Origin of the sequence: Curtobacterium sp. NPDC089689 (assembly GCF_044749145.1) — a bacterium.
Classification (GTDB): Bacteria; Actinomycetota; Actinomycetes; order Actinomycetales; family Microbacteriaceae; genus Curtobacterium.
Window position 1 is genome coordinate 604,993 of the sequence record NZ_JBIVHJ010000003.1, and the last position, 19,790, is coordinate 624,782.

The 19,790-nt window shown below is 71.3% G+C and carries 16 protein-coding genes; 4 read left to right on the forward strand and 12 right to left on the reverse strand.

Annotation, left to right across the window (positions count from 1 at the left end; translation table 11 throughout):
- The first annotated feature begins 147 nt into the window (after positions 1 to 147).
- Positions 148 to 2,148 (forward strand): maltotransferase domain-containing protein, encoded by a 2,001-nt coding sequence (locus ACIPYW_RS14380; protein WP_400414649.1) that lies wholly within the window; start codon positions 148 to 150, stop codon positions 2,146 to 2,148.
- Entirely contained in the window at positions 2,145 to 4,841 is a 2,697-nt protein-coding gene (gene glgB / locus ACIPYW_RS14385; protein ID WP_400414650.1) for a 1,4-alpha-glucan branching protein GlgB, read from the forward strand. Before ACIPYW_RS14380 ends, glgB begins: the two co-directional genes overlap by 4 nt.
- Before the next feature lie 234 nt (positions 4,842 to 5,075).
- On the opposite strand, the gene ACIPYW_RS14390 is transcribed toward glgB, so the two are convergent.
- Both ACIPYW_RS14390 and ACIPYW_RS14395 read right to left on the reverse strand, forming a co-directional pair.
- Positions 5,076 to 6,104 carry a tetratricopeptide repeat protein gene (locus ACIPYW_RS14390; RefSeq protein ID WP_400414652.1) on the reverse strand — a complete coding sequence of 343 codons (1,029 nt, stop codon included), beginning with the start codon at positions 6,102 to 6,104 and terminating at the stop codon, positions 5,076 to 5,078.
- On the reverse strand, positions 6,101 to 7,837 hold the full coding sequence (locus tag ACIPYW_RS14395; protein WP_400414654.1) for a hypothetical protein: 1,737 nt from the start codon (positions 7,835 to 7,837) through the stop codon (positions 6,101 to 6,103). The genes ACIPYW_RS14390 and ACIPYW_RS14395 overlap by 4 nt, the downstream gene beginning before the upstream one ends.
- A 228-nt stretch (positions 7,838 to 8,065) precedes the next feature.
- Between ACIPYW_RS14395 and ACIPYW_RS14400 the strand changes: the two genes are divergently transcribed.
- Complete coding sequence (locus ACIPYW_RS14400) at positions 8,066 to 9,931, forward strand: DivIVA domain-containing protein (RefSeq protein ID WP_400414656.1); 1,866 nt, start codon at positions 8,066 to 8,068, stop codon at positions 9,929 to 9,931.
- 108 nt (positions 9,932 to 10,039) lie between these two features.
- Here ACIPYW_RS14400 and ACIPYW_RS14405 read toward each other — a convergent pair whose 3' ends face one another.
- The 10 genes from ACIPYW_RS14405 to ACIPYW_RS14450 form a co-directional block, all read right to left on the reverse strand.
- A complete protein-coding gene (locus tag ACIPYW_RS14405) occupies positions 10,040 to 10,804 on the reverse strand; it encodes an alpha/beta hydrolase (RefSeq protein WP_400414658.1) in 765 nt (254 codons plus the stop codon).
- On the reverse strand, positions 10,801 to 11,103 hold the full coding sequence (locus tag ACIPYW_RS14410) for a hypothetical protein (protein WP_400414659.1): 303 nt from the start codon (positions 11,101 to 11,103) through the stop codon (positions 10,801 to 10,803). Before ACIPYW_RS14410 ends, ACIPYW_RS14405 begins: the two co-directional genes overlap by 4 nt.
- 12 nt (positions 11,104 to 11,115) lie before the next feature.
- The gene (locus tag ACIPYW_RS14415) at positions 11,116 to 12,114 is read right to left on the reverse strand and encodes a hypothetical protein (protein ID WP_400414662.1); all 999 of its coding nucleotides are present in this window, start codon (positions 12,112 to 12,114) and stop codon (positions 11,116 to 11,118) included.
- Positions 12,115 to 12,174: 60 nt separating this feature from the next.
- Complete coding sequence (locus ACIPYW_RS14420; protein ID WP_290131477.1) at positions 12,175 to 12,723, reverse strand: DivIVA domain-containing protein; 549 nt, start codon at positions 12,721 to 12,723, stop codon at positions 12,175 to 12,177.
- 79 nt (positions 12,724 to 12,802) lie between these two features.
- Positions 12,803 to 13,795, reverse strand: a complete 993-nt coding sequence (locus tag ACIPYW_RS14425) for a phosphatidate cytidylyltransferase (protein ID WP_400414664.1) — start codon at positions 13,793 to 13,795, stop codon at positions 12,803 to 12,805.
- On the reverse strand, positions 13,795 to 14,349 hold the full coding sequence (gene frr, locus ACIPYW_RS14430; protein WP_290131475.1) for a ribosome recycling factor: 555 nt from the start codon (positions 14,347 to 14,349) through the stop codon (positions 13,795 to 13,797). Before frr ends, ACIPYW_RS14425 begins: the two co-directional genes overlap by 1 nt.
- A 46-nt stretch (positions 14,350 to 14,395) precedes the next feature.
- Positions 14,396 to 15,115, reverse strand: a complete 720-nt coding sequence (pyrH, locus tag ACIPYW_RS14435) for a UMP kinase (protein WP_290131474.1) — start codon at positions 15,113 to 15,115, stop codon at positions 14,396 to 14,398.
- Between the two features lie 111 nt (positions 15,116 to 15,226).
- Positions 15,227 to 16,054 carry a translation elongation factor Ts gene (tsf, locus tag ACIPYW_RS14440; RefSeq protein ID WP_400414668.1) on the reverse strand — a complete coding sequence of 276 codons (828 nt, stop codon included), beginning with the start codon at positions 16,052 to 16,054 and terminating at the stop codon, positions 15,227 to 15,229.
- 80 nt (positions 16,055 to 16,134) lie between these two features.
- Entirely contained in the window at positions 16,135 to 17,031 is an 897-nt protein-coding gene (gene rpsB, locus ACIPYW_RS14445; protein WP_290131472.1) for a 30S ribosomal protein S2, read from the reverse strand.
- Positions 17,032 to 17,301: 270 nt separating this feature from the next.
- Positions 17,302 to 18,744: a sugar porter family MFS transporter gene (locus ACIPYW_RS14450; protein ID WP_400414670.1), complete on the reverse strand. Its 1,443-nt coding sequence runs from the start codon at positions 18,742 to 18,744 to the stop codon at positions 17,302 to 17,304.
- A 406-nt stretch (positions 18,745 to 19,150) separates the two neighbouring features.
- Between ACIPYW_RS14450 and ACIPYW_RS14455 the strand changes: the two genes are divergently transcribed.
- Positions 19,151 to 19,756 (forward strand): murein hydrolase activator EnvC family protein, encoded by a 606-nt coding sequence (locus ACIPYW_RS14455; protein WP_400414672.1) that lies wholly within the window; start codon positions 19,151 to 19,153, stop codon positions 19,754 to 19,756.
- The last annotated feature ends 34 nt before the right edge of the window (positions 19,757 to 19,790 follow it).

Sequence of the window (19,790 nt, forward strand, 5' to 3'; positions counted from 1 at the left end):
AGGCGCGGTGCGGGGCCGCCACGGGCCTCCCGGCCGGTGGGGCGCGCCTCCGGGGCCGCTCCTCCACAGGCGCGCAGCACGCGCTCGTCGTCCACACGACACGCCTTCCGGAGAACGCCGTCGCGGCTTCCGGGTAGCGTCGGCTCCGTGGCCACCGCAGACCGACCCCGGCGACCGAAGCCCGGGCGCATCCCCATCACCGAACTCGCACCCGCGACGCCGAACGGTTACCCCAGCAAGGCGTTCGACGGCGAGGTGATCACCTTCGGCGCGACCGTCTTCCGCGAAGGGCACGGCATCATCGGCGCCGACCTCGTGCTCGAGCGTCCCGACGGCGGCACCAGGACCGTCCCGCTCACCCTCGTCGCCGCCGGGACCGACCGGTACGAGGCGACCGTGCAGGTCGACCACGTCGGCGTCTGGTCGTGGCACGTCGAGTCGTACTCCGACGACTGGGCCACGTGGGTGCACGCCGCGCGCCTGAAGATCGCGGCCGGCGTCGACACCGAGGCCACGCTCCTCGACGGCGGCGTGCTGCTCGACCGACTCGCGACCGAGACGGACTCCCCCGCCGCCACACGCGCCGCGGCCCGCATCCGCGACACCTCACTCGACGCTGCCGAACGCCTCGCCGCGATCGACGACCCCCGGGTCGCGAGCGAGATCGAGGACGCACCCCTCACCTCACTCCGGACCCACTCGCCGACGCAGCTGCTCGACGTCGAGCGCACCCGCGCCGGTGTCGGTGCCTGGTACGAGTTCTTCCCACGGAGCGAGGGTGCGAAGAAGAACGCCGACGGCTCCTGGAAGAGCGGTGACTTCCGCACCGCAGCCCGTCGCCTGCCCGCGGTCGCCCGGATGGGCTTCGACGTGGTCTACCTCCCGCCGATCCACCCCATCGGCACGACCGCGCGCAAGGGCCCGAACAACACGCTGACACCCGGCCCGCACGACCCCGGCAGCCCCTGGGCCATCGGATCGGCCGAGGGCGGCCACGACGCGATCCACCCCGACCTCGGCACCGAGGACGACTTCCGCGAGTTCGTCGAGACCGCCAAGAACACCGGGATGGAGGTCGCGCTCGACTTCGCCCTCCAGTGCTCCCCCGACCACCCGTGGGTCACCGAGCACCCGGACTGGTTCACCCAGCGCGCGGACGGCTCCATCGCCACCGCCGAGAACCCGCCGAAGCGCTACCAGGACATCTACCCGATCCAGTTCGACGCGGACCCCGAAGGCCTCGTCACCGAGGTGCTGCGCGTCCTGCGGCACTGGATGTCGTTCGGCGTGCGGATCTTCCGCGTCGACAACCCGCACACGAAGCCGCTCTGGTTCTGGGAGCGGGTCATCCGCGAGATCCGTGACGAACACCCGGACACGGTGTTCCTCGCCGAGGCGTTCACCCGCCCGGCGATGATGCGGGCGCTCGCCGAGGTCGGGTTCCAGCAGTCGTACACGTACTTCACCTGGCGGAACACGCGCGAGGAGATCGAGTCCTACTTCGAGGAGCTCAGCCACGAGACGAGCGCGTACCTGCGCCCGAACCTCTTCGTGAACACTCCGGACATCCTCACCGAGTACCTGCAGTTCGGCGGCCGAGCGGGCTACAAAGTCCGTGCCGCCCTCGCCGCGACGGGTGCGCCGACGTGGGGCATGTACTCCGGGTACGAGCTCTTCGAGGACGTCGCCCGACCGGGGTCCGAGGAGAACATCGACAACGAGAAGTACGAGTACAAGCCGCGCGACTTCGCCCTCGCCGAGGCCGAGGGTGCGAGCCTGGCGCCGTACGTCACGATGCTCAACCGCTTCCGTGCAGCGCACCCGGCGCTCCGGCAGCTCCGGAACCTGCACGTGCACCACGCCGAGGAACCGGCGATCGTCGTGTACTCCAAGCACCTGCCGGGGCGGTTCGTCCGTTCCGGCCGCGACGACACCGTGATCGTCGTCGCCAACGTCGACCCCCACTCGGCCCGTGAGACCACGGTGCACCTCGACCTGGCCGCCCTCGGGCTCGCAACCGAGGAGCCGTTCGACGTCCGCGACGTCGTCACCGGGCAGCGATGGGTGTGGGGCTCGTCGAACTACGTACGCCTGGACGCCTTCCAGGAGCCCGTGCACCTGCTCGTCGTGGAGGGACCGCACCGATGACCGACGCCGACAAGACGCCGAAGGACCGCGGGACGGAGGCACAGCCCACCCCGCCGCAGCCCGGTCGTGGTCAGGGGCCGAGCGTGCCCCCCGTGCCGCCCCCGCCGCCGCCCGTGCTCCCGCGTCGGATGCCCGAGGACACCCCTCGGCCGACCCACCCGGCGCAGCACGTCGCTGCTCCCGCGACGGACGGCCCGACGGTGCCCGCCGCCGCGTCCGGCGCGTCGCGTCCTCCCGAGCCGCGCTACGAGCCCCGGGTCTCCGGACCCGGCGAAGACCTGCCCGGTGCCCCCGAACCGGCGAAGGAAGCGCCGGACCGCGGTGTCCCCGAGTCCGCGACGCTCGCCGGGCACGCTCCCGACGCGGCGCACCCCCGTCACCTGACGACCGCGGTCGACGACGGTGCCGACGCCCCGACCTCCGAGGGCGGTGCACCGCTGGCCGACGCCCAGCCGGGCGCCTCGACGTCAGCACCGGCCCCCGTGGTGAGCGGTGCCACCTCGGCGCCGTCGCCCGACGGCCCGCGTCCGGCCCCGGTCGAGGACTGGCTCCGCCAGCAGGTCGCCGAGGCCCGCTGGTCGCAGCCGCACGACGTCCTGGGCCCGCACCCCGTCGACGGCGGCACGAGCGTCCGCGTCGTCCGGCACCTCGCAAGCGCGGTCCGGATCGTCCGACCCGACGGCGACGACATCGAACTGGTGCACGAGGGAGACGGCCTCTGGGCCGGCGCGACCGAGGGCGCCCTCGGCCACTACCGGGTCGAGGCCGACTACGACCCGGACCCCTCCGGTGACACGGACGACATCACCTGGACGACCGACGACGCCTACCGCTTCGCCCCCACCATCGGCGAGCTCGACCTGCACCTCTTCGGCGAAGGCCGCGACGAGCAGCTCTGGCACCACCTCGGCGCGCACGTGCAGACGGTCGACGGCGTCGACGGCGTCGCGTTCACCGTGTGGGCGCCCCGCGCCACCGCCGTCCGGGTCATCGGCGACTTCGAGGGCTGGGAGGGCCGGACGACCGCGATGCGCCGGCTGAACGACCTCGGCGTGTGGGAGCTCTTCTGGCCAGGCGCCCTCGAGGGCCAGCGGTACAAGTTCCAGATCCTCACCGACTCCGGGTGGGTGGAGCGCGCGGACCCGTTCGCGCGTCGCACCGAGGTCCCGCCAGCGACGGCGTCCGTCATCACGGCGTCCTCGTACACGTGGTCCGACGGCGACACCGCCTGGATGGAGCACCGCGCACGGACCACGACGCACGACCGTCCGATGAGCGTCTACGAGGTGCACCTCGGGTCGTGGCGACCCGGGTTGTCCTACCGCGAGGTCGCCGACCAACTCATCGGCCACGTGCAGTTCCTCGGGTTCACCCACGTCGAGTTCCTGCCGCTCGCCGAGCACCCGTTCGGTGGGTCGTGGGGCTACCAGGTCACCGGGTACTACGCCCCGACGGCACGGTTCGGCTCCCCCGACGACCTCCGGTACCTCGTCGACCGGCTGCACTCGGCCGGCATCGGCGTGATCATGGACTGGGTGCCCGGGCACTTCCCGAAGGACGAGTGGGCCCTCGCGAAGTTCGACGGACACGCCCTCTTCGAGCACCCGGATCCCCGGCGCGGCGAACAGCTCGACTGGGGCACCTACGTGTTCGACTTCGGTCAGCCCCAGGTCCGCAACTTCCTGGTCGCGAACGCGCTGTACTGGCTCGAGGAGTTCCACATCGACGGCCTCCGCGTCGACGCCGTGGCCTCGATGCTGTACCTCGACTACTCCCGCACCGACTGGCTGCCGAACATCCACGGCGGACGCGAGTACCTCGAGGCGATCTCCTTCCTGCAGGAGACCAACGCCACCGCGTACAAGCGCTACCCGGGCATCGTCATGATCGCCGAGGAGAGCACCTCGTGGCCGGGTGTCACCCAGCCGACGAGCGCGGGCGGCCTCGGGTTCGGGCAGAAGTGGAACATGGGGTGGATGCACGACTCGCTCGAGTACATCGGCCGCGAGCCCGTGCACCGCAGCTACCACCACGACGAGATCACGTTCTCGCTCGTGTACGCGTTCAGCGAGCAGTTCACCCTGCCGATCAGCCACGACGAGGTCGTGCACGGCAAAGGGTCGCTGTTCGGGAAGATGCCCGGGGACGAGTGGCAGAAGCTCGCGAACGTGCGGGCCTACCTGGCGTTCATGTGGGCCCACCCGGGCAAGCAGCTGCTGTTCATGGGCCAGGAGTTCGCCCAGGTGCAGGAGTGGTCCGAGGCACGAGGGCTCGACTGGTGGCACCTCGACGACCCCGGTCACCGTGGCGTGCAGGACCTCGTCGCCGCGCTCAACCGCGTCTACCGCGACACGCCTGCACTGTGGACCCACGACTCGACCCCGGACGGCTTCGAGTGGATCGAGGGTGGCGACGCTCCGCACTCGACGCTCGGGTTCCTCCGCAAGGACGGCGACGACCGCCTCGCGGTGTTCGTCAACTTCTCCGGGGTGCCGGTCGAGCGACGGTTCGGTCTCCCCGCGGCCGGCCAGTGGCACGAGGTGCTGAACACCGACGCCGCCGAGTACGGCGGGTCGGGCGTGGGCAACCTCGGCGTCGTCACCGCCGAGGACACGCCGTGGGCGGGACGTCCGGCATCAGCGCACCTCGTGGTGCCGCCGCTCGGCGCGGTCTGGCTGAAGCTCGCCCGCTGACGCTGACCGCGATCGCGACGCGACCGCGAGACGGACGGGAGGTCCGGTGCCAGCTGGCACCGGGCCTCCCGTCCGTCGGTGGTCGCGTGTCGCGGGTGGTCACGCGAATCCGCCGGTCCACAGGTCGCGAACCACAGAAGCGACATCGAACCAGCGCGAGAGCCTGGTTCGATGTCGCTTCCACGGTGTGACAGCGCGTCCGCACGCGGACGCGCCCGCGTGCTCGACCGCGCGTCAGTACAGCGCGCTGGCGAGCCGCCTGCGGGCGGCGACGACCCGCGGGTCGTCGGTCCCGATGAGCTCGAAGTACTCCACGAGTCGAACGCGCACGGCCTCGCGGTCGGCGCCGAACACCGTCGGCACGAGGTCGAGGAGCCGTCCGAAGGCGTCATCGACGTGCCCGCCGCTGATGTCGAGGTCGGCGACGGCGAGCTGCGCCTCGACGTCGGTCGGTGCCGCGGCCGCTGCGCTCCGGACCTCGTCGGCGGTCCGGCCGTGCAGCCGGTCGAGGAGCGAGACCTGCGCCAGCCCGGCGACCGCCATCTGGTCGTTCGGGTCCTGCGCGATCGCGGTCTTGTACTCCTGGATCGCCGTCGCGTAGTCGCCCTGCTCGATCGCGTCGTACGCGGCCTGGTGGTGCGGCGGTAGCGGCTCCGGCTCGGGCTCGCCCTGCTCGGCGGCGTCCGCCGGCACGGCGCCGTCGACGGTGACCCGACCGGAGACGCCGTTCTGCTCGGCGGCGGCGAGGACCTGCTCGTAGACGTCGCGCACCTGGGCCTCCGGGAGCGCGCCGACGAAGAGCCCCAGGGGGCGGCCGCCGATGAGCGCCGCCACGGTCGGGATCGACTGCGCCTGGAACGCCTGCACGAGCTGCGGGTTCGTGTCCGCGTCCACCTTGGCGAGCAGCACCCGGCCGTCGTACTCGGCGGTGAGCTGCTCGAGGATCGGCGAGAGCTGCTTGCACGGCCCGCACCACTCGGCCCAGATGTCGACGATGACCGGGACGACGGTCGAGAGCTGCAGGACGTCCTGGAACGTCTGGTCGGTGACGTCGAGGACGAGGGACGGGACGGTCAGGTCCGCGCCGCCGTCGACACCGCTGCCGGCAGCCGCGACACTGCCCGTCGCATCGCTGCCGGTCGCACCGGGCCCGGCCGGGGCGGGCGCTCCCGGGGCCGTCGCCGGACGCTGCGCCCGGTCGACGAGGGACGACAGGTCGACCGCGCCGCGGAGTCCGGACGGGGTCGGGGGGACGTTGCTCATTGCACCTCACTCGCGGCGGTCAGGCCCTGCGTGAAGCCGAGCAGGACCGCCTTCTCATCGGAGCCGACGGGCGGCACGTAGAACAGGACCTGCACGCCGTAGGTGGCGCTGATCCCCTTCTTGCTGGAGTCGACACCGGAGAGCGCCTTCACGGCCCCCTCGGTGTTCACCTCTGCGCCGGACGCCGTCGGCGTGACCTTCTCGACCTCGTCGAGGTCAGCGGAGACCAGTGCGCCGGCCTTGTCCGTGGCGAACGCGACCGCGCTGTCGTCGGGGATCTCCGACGAGTACTCGATCTTCGCGGTGTCCGGCAGCGCCTTGGCCTTCTTGTCCTTGTACGCCTTGCCGATCGTGGACCGGAGGGCGTCACCGTCGACGTCGAACAGGTCGGCGTACTCGCTCTTCGTGTCCTTCGCGAGGATGTCGGCGTAGGCGGTCGCGACCTGGTCCGGCTCGATCGTCAGGAGCTTCGTGGTCGGTGCGAGCAGCGCGGCACCCACCGAGGTCGGCGCGAGGGTGGGGATCTGCGCGTCGGCCTCGAGCGAGACGTCGAACGCGACCTTGTACGGGTCACGCGCGGTCTCCTGGGTCAGGGTGAGGGCCTGGGGCGCCGCCGTCTTCGCCGAGCAGTCCGCTGCGGTGATCGCGAAGATCGTGCGCGGCCAGGTGTCGGTCTGCTGCGGGAGCGCTACGCACACCTCGTCCGCGGAGATCTTCGGCGGGGCGTCGACGTCGGAGTCCTTCGCGCGGATCGTGTAGTTGGCCTCGCGGAGCTCCAGCGCAGCGCCGGTGAAGCGCTCGGCCGCGAGCTTCGCGTCGCGGGCGGTGTCGGCCTTCCGCGCGGTCGTCGCCACGCGCTCGACGATCCGCTTGATCTGCTGCTTCGTCGCCGCGACCGGCTCGGACTGGTCGGCCGTGCCGGAGGCGGTGGGCGTCGGGGTGGGCGTCGTGTCGCCGCCCTGGGGCCAGTACTCGGCGGAGCAGCCGGCGAGGGTCAGCGCGCCGACGAGGACGACCGGAACGGCGACGAACGCCCGACGACCGCGACGGCCGCGGCTCGGCACCTGCGCGCCGGCGGCGGCGGCACGGCGTGAGGCACGCACGCGCGGCGGACGCGTCCCCCCGCTGCGACGACGCGGACCACGGCCGCGGCGCTGGTGCACGATCGCCCAGACCAGGAGCGCGATCCCGCCGAGCAGGAACACCCCGCCGGCGACGAGCAGCGGCCCGACCGACGGCGTCGCGGTGTCCCGGGGCCAGGTGACGGAGACGTCGCTCGGAGCGGCGTCCTTGCCGTCGCCGACGATGACGACCGAGACGTCCTCGGGGAGCCGCACGGTGAACTGCCCCGCGCCGTCGTACTCCTGGTACCAGAGGTCGCTGCCCGCGGGGTCCGGCACGCTCGTGCCGGAGCCGGTCGTACGGCCCTGCAGGGTGCCGTCCTCGGCGTCGAAGCGCAGCGTCGTGTGCGCGGCGTCGCCGACCCACGCGAGCACGTCGGAGGTCTTGCCGTAGGCGGCGAACACGTCACCGGAGCCCTTGACGTTGATCTCCTGGTAGCCCGGGTTCGCGTTGAGGGTCGTGCCCGGGATGACGGTCACCGGGGCGGAGGTCTTCGCCGTGGAGTCGGCGACGAGCGAGGACGGGGGCGCGAAGACGGTGCGCTGACCGACCGCGAGGCCGACCAGCAGCAGGCCGACCACGAAACTGACGATCGCCAGGACGAACCGCACGGAACTCTCTCCCTACCGCGCCGGGGTGGGGAATCGGCGCCGGATCAGCGGTCCACGATACCGAGCATCCCTGTGGAGTGCATCCTGCGCGGTCCTCCCCGCCCCAGACTCCCAGGTCAGGCCGTCTCCCAGGCCAGGTGCTCCCGGGCCAGGGAACTCCCGGTCACGGCCACGCTACGATCGACCCGCGGGCCGCACGGGTCCGCCGGCGAGCACCAGGAGCGACACGTGGCGAACGACGAAGCAGAGTTCGGTTCGGAACTGCGGGGGTACCGCCGCGACGAGGTGGACCGCGCGCTCGGCGACCTCCGGCGTGAGCTCATCAAGTCGAACAAGGACCGGGCGGACGCCGCCAAGGAGATCCGTCTCCTGCAGTCCCGCGTCTCCGACCTCCAGGGCGAGCTCGACGAGGCGGGCACGCCCACGTACAGCGGACTCGGTACCCGCCTCGAGTCCACCCTCCGCGTCGCCGAGGAGCAGTCGACCCGCCTCATCAGCCAGGCCGACATCGACGCCCAGCGGCTGCGTGCCTCGAGCCGGGCCGAGGCCGACCGACTGGTGCGCGAGGCCCAGGACGAAGCCCGCGACACCCTCGAGGACGCCCGCACCCGCGCCACCAACGAACTCGCCCGTGCCCGCGCCGAAGCGGCCGACACCGTCGAGCGCGCCCGCGCCGAGGCCGGGCTGCTCCTGCAGGACGCCCGGAACGAGGGCGCCGCCGTCCGCGGAGCCGCGGTCACCGAGGCCGCCGAGGTCCGCTCGGTCGCCATCCGCGAGACGAACGCCCTGCGCGCCCGGGTCGAGCACGAGGTCGCCGAGCTCCGTGAGACCGCGCACCGTGAGTCCGCCGACGCCCGCGCCGCCGCGGCAGACCTCGACCGCGAGACCGAGCACCGCCGCGCCGAGTTCGAGGCGGACCACGCCCGCCGCGTCGAGGACCTCGACCGGACCGAGACCGAGCGTCGTGCCGCACTCGACCGCGAGGTCACCGAGGGCAGGGCAGCCTGGCACCACGAGCGGGACGAGCAGCAGCGGGCCCACGCCCTCGAGCTCGAGACCGGACGCGCCGACCTCGCCGCCGAGGTCGACCGACGTCGCGCCGAACTCGACGCCGAGCTCAACGACCGCCGCCGCGAGACCGCCGAGGAGCTCGCCGCCGCACGTGCCGAGTGGGACCGCGAACTCGCCTCAGCCCGCACCGCCCTCGCCCAGGAGGTCGAAGCGGCCCGTGCGCAGCTCCGTGTCGACGAGGAACAGACCCGCGCCGAGAACGAGCGCCTCGTGCAGGAGACCGCGGCCCGCACCGCCCGCGAGCTCGAGGAGCACCGGACGCGCATCGAGCGCGAGCGCGCCGAGGCGGACGCCACACTCGAGCGCGCGGTCCGTGACCACGAGGCCGAGCTCGCCGCCCGTCGCGACCGGGAGCACGGCGAGCTCGACACGGAGATCGCCGACCGCCGTGCCGCGGACATCGGAGCGCTCGAGGCCGAGCGCACCGCACTCCGACAGGAGATCGACACCGCCCGCGCCGCGCTCGTCCGTGAGCGTGACGAGGCCGCGGCAGACGTCGCCCGGATGCGCGACGACGCCCGGACCGCCCTCGAGTCCGAGCTCGCCGCCCGCCGGGACGACGCCGAGCAGGAGTACCTCCAGAAGCACCACGAGACGGTCACCGAGACGCAGAAGTACCTCGACGAGGCGAACCTGCAGCTCGCCGAGGCCACCCGCCGCGCGAGCGAGGCCCGGGAGCGCGCCGAGCGGCTCCAGCAGGAGGCCGACGACCTCGAGCGGACGAGCACGGCCGAGGCGCAGGAGCACGCGCGCACCATCGTCGCGGATGCACAGGAGCGGGTCCACCGCATGGTCGAGGACGCCGAGAGCCGCACCGCCGGCATCGTCGCGGACGCCGAGGACCGACTCGCCGCGATCCGCACCGAGCGCGACGCCGTCGCCGGCTACCTCGAGAACCTGCGCGGCGTGCTGACGCACGCGACGGGCCTCCTGGGCACCCAGGACGGGGCCTCGGACCAGGGCGCGGCAGACGACGACGCGAACGAGGGCGCCGACGCGACCGAGGACGCGACCGCGCGCTGACACCACCGGACGGGACGGGAGGCCCGTGGCGACGCCGCCACGGGCCTCCCGTCCGTCACGACGTCCCGTCCCTCACCGGGGTTGCCAGGCGAGGACCGCCGACGGTCGTCAGACCGGCCAGCGGGTCGGGAGCGGCGCGCTGCCGGGGACGACGAGGTCGGCGATGCGGTCGAGCACGATGCGGACGTACCGCTCCCCCACCCAGAGGTGCTTCGCGCCCTCGACCGGCTCGACCCGGATGTCCGGCGCGACGGCGAACCGCGCGCGGGCAGCGTCGGGCTGGAGGAAGTCGTCGTGCTCCGGGACGAGGGCGACGACCGGGACGCCGGCGCCGGTCCACGCGGCGAGCTCCTCGTCGGTCGTCCGGTGGAGCGGCGGCGACAGCAGCACCACGCCCGCGACCCGACCCGCTCGCACGTGCTCGAGGGCGTGCTTGAGGATCACCTCGGTGCCGAACGACCACCCGACGAGCCACGGCGTCGGCAGACCACGCTCCACGACGTCGGAGACGGCGGCGCGGAGGTCGAAACCCTCGGACACGCCGTCCCCGAAGACACCCTCGGAGGTGCCGCGCGGCGAGGACACCGAGCGGAAGTTGAAGCGCTGCACCGCGATGTCGGCGAGCGCGGGCAACCGGGCGGCGGCCTTCTTCAGGACGTGCGAGTCCATGAACCCCTGAGCGGTGGGCAGCGGGTGCAGGGTCACGATCGTGCCGCGGGCGGGCCGCTCCAGGGGTTCGGCGAGCTCACCGACGAGGGTCAGGTGGTCGTCCGTGACGAGCTCGATGTCGGTCCGCCGTGCGGGCAGCTCGGTGCCCGACCGGATCTCGACGGGCTCGGGCCGGTTCTGCTCGGACTGGGTCTGCTCGGTCATGCGATGCTCCAGCAGTGGTTGTGCCAGTGACGGCGGGACGCGAGGTCGGCTTCGTTGCCGAGCACCCCGTCGGCACGCCAGACGACGACGTGTGCGGTGCCGGGCACCACCGTGCCGCCGCAGCCCGGGCAGACGTACTCCTTCTGCGCCGACGCTGCCGAGACGGGCTGGACCGTGTACTCACGGCCGCGACGGAACTCGGTCCGCTTCCACCCGCTCATGAGGCGGTCGAAGCCGGCCTCTTCCTCGGCTTCGGGCCCGCGACCGCGAGGTCGCCGCGGCCGGTTGCTCCGCGGCACCCCGGCAGCCGATCAGTACCAGTGCGGATAGCGAGCGTTCCACTTACCCCAAGCACCGCAGGGCGTGCCGTAGACGCCACTGATGTAGTTCAGACCCCAAGTGATCTGGGTCGCAGGGTTCGTCTGCCAGTCGGCGCCGACGCTCGACATCTTGATTCCCGGCAGCGCTTGTGGGATCCCATACGCCCCGCTCGGATTGGCTGCATTGACTCGCCAGCCGGACTCGCCGTTCCAGAGCTGGACCAGGCAGTTGTATTGGTCGGTGCCCCAGCCACGAGCCGTGACCTGGCGCAGCGCTTCGGCCTGTGCACTACCCGGATCAGGCGCAACAGCGGCTGGGGCGACAGTGTTCGTGGCGGAAACCTGCGTCGTCGAGCTGTCGTCCGTGCTGTCCGCGTCGGCGGTGGCGTCGTCCGTTGGCGCTTTGGTGACCTTCGGCTTCGGGACGCTCACGTCGTAGCCATCACGATCGGCGTCGAACGCGGCGTACGTGCCGTGCGGCGAGTACTGCTGCGGCGCCGCGGCCGGAGCCTTCGCGAGCACGGCGGTCTGCACAGCCGCCTGTGCGACGTCGGGCTGCATCGGGTTGAAGAGCGAACCGCCCACGAACCCGAAGACGGCGAAGAACGAGAGCGCGGGGATCGTCGCACGCTTGCGCATGAACGAGTTGACGCCGCGCATCGGCTGCTCGTGCGCCGGCTTCGACCGGAGCGCCGCGGTCGTCACGCGGGCGCGACGCTGCTTGACGATGCGGGGGTCGGCCGGGGTGCTCGGCACCGCGTGCGCGACCGCTGCGTCGGACACCCGGTTGGCCGCGACCGACTTCGGTGCGACGAGCACCGGACCCGTGACCTCGGGGACCGTCTGGGGAGCGGTCGCCCGGGTGGACGGGTCCGCGGTGCCCGTGGTGCGGGTTCGGTTCAGTGCCGCGCGGCGTTCACCCGAGACCGTGCGGTCGAGGTGCTCGCGAGGATTGCGGTCGGAGCTGGAGTCTGCCGTGTGCCTGCCCATGAGTCCGACCAGGATAACGGAAGCATCACGGAAAGCGAAGCACTTCCGGCGCGCGCGTCGTCAGCGGACGGCGAGCATGACCTCGACCACGGCGTCGAGGACCGCGTCGACCTGGGCTTCCCGGTAGCCACCGTGCTTCGGCCGGAACACGACGGAGCGCACCTCAGTCAGGCTGAGGGGCTTGCCGTCACGGAAGTACCCGGCGAGCCGTGCGGCGAAGGCGTCGACGTCCTTCGGGTGGTACCCGGTGCCGAGGAAGCTGACGCGCGAGAACCGCTGCCCGTCCGGACGCTCCAGCCGGGCGACGACGTCGGAGGCCTTCGTCCGCGCCTCGGCGTACCAGGCCTTCTTGCCACCGTCGGCGATCTCGCGCTCCCGCTCACGTGCCGCGAAGGCGTCCTCGAGCCGCTCGAGTGCGGCGTCGACGTGCGCGGTCGAGTAGCCGCCCTTGCGCATCGAGAAGGCGGTCGCGCGGATCTTCGCCGCCTCGAGCCCCGGCTCGGTGTCGTTCGCCGTGTAGGCACGACGGGCGTCCTCGAGGAAGCGCTCGACCTCGTCGACGTCGTACCCGAGGGTCTTGCGTGCTGCGTTCGGGAAGGTGGTGGCCACGGCGACATTCTGCCAGCACCGTTCCCTGGTGCGACCTGGACGCGCGGGCGCACCCCTCAGGGAACGGACCCGACGGAGCTCAGTGGGTGACGATGAGGAACAGCACGTACGCCACGGCGGCCGACGGCAGGATGCTGTCGATCCGGTCGAGCAGTCCTCCGTGGCCGGGCAGGAACGAGGAGATGTCCTTGATCCCGAGGTCGCGCTTGATCATCGACTCGGTGAGGTCGCCGAGGGTCGCCGACCCGGAGATGAGCAGGCCGAGGACGACACCCGTCCACCACGGCAGCGCGAGCAGCAGCGTGCTCACGACGATGCCGACCACGATGCTCGCCACCACCGAGCCCGCGAAGCCCTCCCACGTCTTCTTCGGGCTGATCCGCGGCGCCATCGGGTGCTTGCCGAGGTTGAGGCCGGTGGCGTAGGCGCCGGTGTCGACCGCGACCACCACGAGGATGAACGCGATCACCCAGAGCTGACCCCGGTCCTCGCGGGAGAGCAGCACGACGCACGCGCCGAGTAGGCTGATGTACGCCTGCACGAACAGCCCGTTCGTGAGGTCTCGTGCGACGTTGCCCGCCGGGGGCTTCGTCTGCGCGAACGCCACCTCCACCAGGCGCCACACGCTGATCAGCACGATGCCGCCGAGCAACGTGAACAGCGCCGCGACCTGGCCGTACACGAACGCGGCGGGCACGATCGCGATCGCGACGGCGACGCTCGGGATCCGCGGGACGTCGCGACCTGCGAAGCGCATGGCGCTCGCGAGTTCGTACACGCCGACGCCGAGGAGGAACGCCGCCACCACCATGAAGGCGGGCTTCCAGATGAGGAGCGCCGCGAGCATGACGACCGCGAACGCGAGCGCGATGCCGATCGCTGCCGGCAGGTTGCGCCCGGTCCGGGCCGTCAGTGCTTCGTTGCGGGCGTCGAAGTCCGCTCGACGCCGCTGGATGGAGGCCTCGAAGTCGGACCGCGCTGCGCGGGCCCGAGCGTCGAAGTCTTGGCGGAGACCCCGTTTGGCGGGTTCCTGGGTCGTGGGGCGGTCAGCGCCCTGGTCGTGACGACGCATCAGACCTCGAGGAGTTCGGCTTCCTTCTTCTTCAGCGCGTCGTCGATCTGGTCGACGTGCTTCTTCGTGATGACGTCGAGCTCCTTGTCGCCGCGGGCGATCTCGTCGTCCGAGATCTCGCCCTTGAGCGCGTCGAGGTCGTCCTTGGCCTTGCGGCGGATGTTGCGCACGACGACCTTGTGGTCCTCGCCCTTGCCGCGGACGAGCTTGACGAACTCCTTGCGGCGGTCCTGCGTGAGCTCGGGGATCGTCACGCGGACGACGTCGCCGTCGTTCGACGGGCTGGCGCCGAGGTTCGGGAACGTCGCGATGGCGCGTTCGATCTCCTTGAGCGCGGACTTGTCGTAGGGCGTCACGACGAGCGTGCGTGCCTCCGGGGTCTGCAGGCCGGCGAGCTGCGCGAGCGGCGTCGGCGTGCCGTAGTAGTCGACCGGGATCTTCTGGAAGAGCGCGGCGTTGATGCGTCCGGTACGGACGGTCGCGAAGTCGTCCTTGGCGACGTCGACGGCCTTCGCCATCTTCTCGGTGGCTTCGGTCAGGACATCACTGATCACGGTGGTTCTCCTTCGGTACTGCGTCGAGTCTAGTCAGCGGTCGGGGTCAGTTGCTGACGACCGTGCCGATCCGCTCACCACGGATCGCCGCAGCGACGTTGCCCTCGCCCTCCATGCCGAACACGTGCATCGGCATGCCGTTGTCCATGCAGAGCGAGAACGCCGTGGCGTCCACGACCTTGAGTCCCTTGAGGAGTGCGTCCTGGTAGGTCACGTGGTGCAGCTTCTCGGCGGAGGCGTCCTTCTTCGGGTCCGCCGTGTAGACGCCGTCGACGCCGTTCTTGGCGACGAGGACCTCGTGCGCGTCGATCTCCAGCGCTCGCTGCGCCGCGACGGTGTCGGTGGAGAAGTAGGGCAGGCCCGCACCGGCGCCGAAGATGACGATCCGGCCCTTCTCGAGGTGCCGCTCGGCGCGTCGCGGGATGTACGGCTCGGCGACCTGGGTCATGCTGATCGCGGACTGCACGCGCGTGGCGGCCCCGGCCTGCTCGAGGAAGTCCTGCAGCGCGAGGGCGTTCATCACCGTGCCGAGCATGCCCATGTAGTCCGCGCGGCCGCGGTCCATGCCGCGCTGGGACAGCTCGGCGCCGCGGAAGAAGTTCCCGCCGCCGACGACGATCGCGACCTCGACCTCCTGCGCCGCCGAGGCGATCTCCTTGGCGATCGTGCTGATGACGTCCGGGTTCACCCCGAGGGACCCGGCACCGAACGCCTCCCCCGACAGCTTCAGCAGGACGCGGCGTCGCCCGGTCTTCTCGTTCGTCATGTGGTCGGACCCTTCGTCGAATGTCTCGTGGGAATCTACTCGCGCACCCGACGGCGCGCGAAAAACGGGGCCCGGAACCAGATGCTGGTTCCGGGCCCCGTCACGGGTTCGTTACGCGCCGACCTTGACGCGGGCGAAGCCCTGGATCGTGATGCCGGCGTTCTCGGCGGCCTTCGCGACGGAGATCTTGTTGTCCTTCGCGTAGTCCTGCTCGAGGAGCGCGACCTGCTTGCGGTACGCGTTCAGGCGACCCTCGACGATCTTCGGGAGGGCGGCCTCCGGCTTGCCCTCCTCGCGCGTGATCGCCTCGACGGTCGCGCGCTCCTTCTCGATGTCCTCGGCCGGGATCTCGTCGCGCGTGAGGTACGTCGGGTTCGCGAAGGCGATGTGCTGCGCGATCGAACGGGCCTCGGCGGCGTCGGCACCCTCGTAGGCGACGACGACGGCGATCTGCGGCGGGAGGTCCTGCGAGGTCTTGTGCAGGTAGATCTCGAAGGCCGAGCCCTCGACACGGCGGACCGTGCGGATCTCGATCTTCTCGCCGAGCTGCGCAGCGGCCTCGTTCACGACGTCGAGGACGGTCTTGCCGTCGGCCTCGGCGGCGTTCGCGGACGCGACGTCGGTCGCACCGGCGGCGGCGACGGCCGCGAGGACCTTGTCACCGAGCGCGACGAAGCGCTCGTTCTTCGCGACGAAGTCGGTCTCGCTGGCGAGCTCGACGACGGTCGCGGCGCCGTTCTCGGCCGAGGCCACGACGATGCCCTCGGAGGTGGCGCGGTCGTCACGCTTGGCGACGGCCTTGGCACCCTTGATGCGGAGGAGCTCGACGGCCTTGTCGTAGTCGCCGTCGGCCTCGACGAGCGCGTTCTTGGCGTCCATCATGCCGGCGCCGAGGTCGTCACGGAGCTTCTTCACGTCAGCAGCGGTGAAGTTTGCCATTGACTGGAGTCCTTTCTGGACTTGCGTGTGTGGGACGTGGAGCGGGGCGCCGGACCGACACGGTCCGACGCCCCCGGAGGTCACTCGGCGGAGGTGGCGTCCGCGTTCTTGGAGGCCTCGGCGATCGGCTCGCCGATCTCCTTCTCGGCGACCTGCGCGTCGGCGTCGTTCTCCTCGACCGGGGTCTCGGCGACCGGGGCCTCGGCAGCGGCCGGCGCGGCCTGCTCGCCACCGAGGAGCTCCTGCTCCCACTCGGCCAGCGGCTCGGCCTCTTCCTCGTCGCCGCCGTTGTGGCGGGTCTTGAGGCCCTCGGCAGCGGCGTCGGCGACGATGCGCGTCAGGAGACCGACGGAGCGGATCGCGTCGTCGTTGCCCGGGATCGGGTAGGTGATCTCGTCCGGGTCGCAGTTGGTGTCGAGGATGCCGATGATCGGGATACCGAGCTTCTGCGCCTCGTCGACCGCGAGGTGCTCCTTCTTGGTGTCGACGATCCAGAGCGCGCTCGGGGTCCGCGTGAGGTTGCGGATACCACCGAGGGTCTTGTGGAGCTTGTCCAGCTCGCGCTTCTTGATGAGGAGCTCCTTCTTGGTGAAGCCCTTCGTCGTGTCGTCGAAGTCGATCTCCTCGAGCTCCTTCATGCGCGCGAGGCGCTTGGAGACCGTCTGGAAGTTCGTGAGCAGACCGCCGAGCCAACGCTGGTTGACGTACGGCTGGCCGACGCGGGTCGCCTGCTCGGCGATGGAGCCCTGCGCCTGCTTCTTGGTGCCCACGAAGAGGATCGTGCCGCCGTGCGCGACCGTCTCCTTGACGAAGTCGTACGCACGGTCGATGAAGGCCAGCGACTGCTGCAGGTCGATGATGTGGATGCCCGAGCGCTCGGCGAGGATGAATCGCTTCACCTTCGGGTTCCACCGACGGGTCTGGTGTCCGAAGTGGACGCCGCTGTCGAGCAGCTGGCGGATGGTGACGACGGCCATGCCGTCCCTCCTTGTTCTCGGCGCGCAGCTGTTCGAGCCGCGTGCACGGTTGCGGTTGTGTCGGTCACGACCGGTGGTCGTGGCCCCTGGTGCCCCACCCCGGACGGCCGCCCGCTCGCGAGAGCGGGACCGGTGGCCGTGGGGTGCGTGTGGACACGCGAAGTCAGCGCGCTCAGCGCGCTGCTGGACAAATGCTAACAGACCGGAGGCCCGGATCACGCACGCCGACCGGCGCGAGTGATCCGGGCCTCCAGGCCGACGACCGGAAGATCAGGACTTGGCGTCGATCGTCTCGCCCTCGGCCGTGATGCCCATCTCCTCGAGCGAACGGCCCTTGGTCTCCGGGATCTTCTTGATGACGAAGAACAGGGACAGGAGCGCGAAGAGCGCGTAGATGCCGTAGGTCACGGTGAGGTTGAAGCCGGAGAGCACCGGGAACGAGATCGTGACCACGAAGTTGGCGATCCAGTTCGCCGCCGACCCGACACCGAGCGCCGTCGCACGGATGCGGTTCGGGAACATCTCGCCGAGCAGCACCCACATGAGCGGGCCCCACGTTGCGCCGAACGACACCACGAACAGGTTCGCGAAGATGAGGGCGATGAGGCCCCACGCGCCGGGCAGCTGCGGCGCGCCGTCCACGATGGTGGCCTGCGAGAACGCGATCGCGACCATCGCCAGCGACACGAACATGCCCGTCGAACCGGCCACGAGGAGCGGCTTCCGGCCGAGCTTGTCGACCGTGAAGATCGCGATGAAGGTGACCGCGACGTTGACGACCGAGGTGATCGTCGAGATCAGGAAGGACTGGTCCTCCTTGAAGCCGACGGCCTGCCAGAGCGTCGTCGAGTAGTAGAAGATCACGTTGATGCCGACGAACTGCTGCAGCACGGCGAGGATGATGCCGACCCAGACGATCGGCTGGAGGCCGAAGCGGTTGCCCCGGATGGAGCCCTTCTTCTCGTTGGCCTCCTTCTCGATGCCGTCCTGGATCTCCTCCAGGCTGGTGTTCACGGTGTCGCGGGGGACGATCTTCTCCATGACCCCGCGCGCATCGTCCTTGCGGCCCTTCGCGAGGAGGAAGCGCGGTGACTCCGGCAGGGTGATCGCGAGCACGCCGTAGACCACCGACGGCACGACGCCGACGAGGAACATCCAGCGCCAGGCGGCCAGCCCGAGCACCTGCTCCGAGGCGCCGCCGGCGGTCACCGCGAAGATCTGGTCGGAGAGGAGCGCGGCGAAGATACCGAGGGTGATCGCGAGCTGCTGGAACGAGGCCAGGCGACCGCGGATGGCCTTCGGCGAGACCTCCGAGATGTACGCCGGCGCGATGACCGACGCGGTCCCGATCCCGAGGCCGCCGACGAGGCGCCAGATCACGAGGTCCCACGTCGCGAACGCGAACGCGCTCCCGATCGAGCTCACGAAGAAGAGCACGGCCGCCCAGAACATGACGCGCGTGCGGCCCCAGCGGTCGGCGAGCCGGCCGGCGAAGTAGGCACCGAAGGCGCAGCCGATCAGGGCGGAGGCGACGGCGAAGCCGCTGGCGGCCTCGGACAGGCCGAACTCGCCCTTGATCGCGTCGACTGCTCCGTTGATGACGGAGGAGTCGAATCCGAAGAGGAACCCACCGACCGCCGCCGCGATGGCGAACAGGGTGACCTTCCCCTTGAACGCACGGTCCTCACCGTGCTGGGTGGACGTGTTCGACACGGTGCTCCTGGTTCTTGCCGCCGTGCTGGGTGGCGCACGGTGCTCCGGCGGTCGGCTGGTTCGCCGTCCGAGCGGCGTTGCGTGTTCCGGAGCGGCCCCGACTGTACTCCTCGGACGACGTGTGGTCATAACCGGTTCGTTCCGGTGCGGTCGGGCGGTGGGGTTGCGTGGTCCGGGCCGTGGGATCGCGTCCACGGAACGCGCGCGGTTCGACGGCGCGCGCGTCGATCGACCGGTGCGGGGTCGGAACGCGCGCGGTTCGTGGTCTCCGCGACTCCTGCACCGGCCGGGAGGCACGGCTCACCGCCCACAGGTGGGCTGCGGTCGCGTGCATGGCCGGCTGGTGGACGCGACGATCGGGCGCATGGACGTTCTGGTGAGGACCACGGTCGGGGCGGTTGCGTGCATGGTTGTGGCGGCGGCTGCGCTGGTCGGCCCGGAGGTCGGGCGCGCCGGGGTCGGGCAGGCAGTGGTCGGGCACGTCGGGGCCGGGCACGCCGGGGCCGGGCACGCCGGGGCCGGGCACGCCGGGGCCGGGCACGCGGTGGTCGAGCACGCCGGGGTCGGGCACGTGGCGGGCGGTGCGGACGGCGCGCCGTGGGTGTGGCCGACGGGTTCGCGCGTGGTCGTGCGGCCGTGGGAAGCGCCGGCCGATGACTACGCGGCCGGACACCGGGGCATCGACGTCCCGTCGTCGATCGGCACCCCGGCGGTCGCGGTGGCGGACGGCACGGTCTCGTTCGCAGGTGCGGTCGCCGGCAGGTCGGTGGTGTCGGTTGACCACGGCGGCGGGTTGGTGAGCACACTGGACTCGGTCAGCCCCGAGGTGACGACCGGTGACGCCGTATCGCAGGGTGACGTGGTCGGGAGAGTCACCGTCGGTCACTGCCCGGCGACCGATCCGTGCGTGCACCTCGGCGCCCGGCTTGACGACCGGTACGTCGACCCGACGGTGTACCTGCCCGCGGCGGCGTGGCCCGTGCTGCTGCCGGAGTCCGACTGGCGCGGATGAACGGTTGGTGCTCGGTGCGCGGTGCGCGGTGCTC

What these genes read in the sequence shown, in the direction of transcription:
- rpsB (WP_290131472.1), bottom strand. Translation starts at nt 17,031, where the DNA reads ATGGCCGTCGTCACCATCCGCCAGCTGCTCGACAGCGGCGTCCACTTC.
- glgB (WP_400414650.1), top strand. Translation starts at nt 2,145, where the DNA reads ATGACCGACGCCGACAAGACGCCGAAGGACCGCGGGACGGAGGCACAG.
- pyrH (WP_290131474.1), bottom strand. Translation starts at nt 15,115, where the DNA reads ATGACGAACGAGAAGACCGGGCGACGCCGCGTCCTGCTGAAGCTGTCG.
- ACIPYW_RS14415 (WP_400414662.1), bottom strand. Translation starts at nt 12,114, where the DNA reads ATGGGCAGGCACACGGCAGACTCCAGCTCCGACCGCAATCCTCGCGAG.
- ACIPYW_RS14390 (WP_400414652.1), bottom strand. Translation starts at nt 6,104, where the DNA reads ATGAGCAACGTCCCCCCGACCCCGTCCGGACTCCGCGGCGCGGTCGAC.
- ACIPYW_RS14425 (WP_400414664.1), bottom strand. Translation starts at nt 13,795, where the DNA reads ATGCGTCGTCACGACCAGGGCGCTGACCGCCCCACGACCCAGGAACCC.
- tsf (WP_400414668.1), bottom strand. Translation starts at nt 16,054, where the DNA reads ATGGCAAACTTCACCGCTGCTGACGTGAAGAAGCTCCGTGACGACCTC.
- ACIPYW_RS14405 (WP_400414658.1), bottom strand. Translation starts at nt 10,804, where the DNA reads ATGACCGAGCAGACCCAGTCCGAGCAGAACCGGCCCGAGCCCGTCGAG.
- ACIPYW_RS14455 (WP_400414672.1), top strand. Translation starts at nt 19,151, where the DNA reads ATGGTTGTGGCGGCGGCTGCGCTGGTCGGCCCGGAGGTCGGGCGCGCC.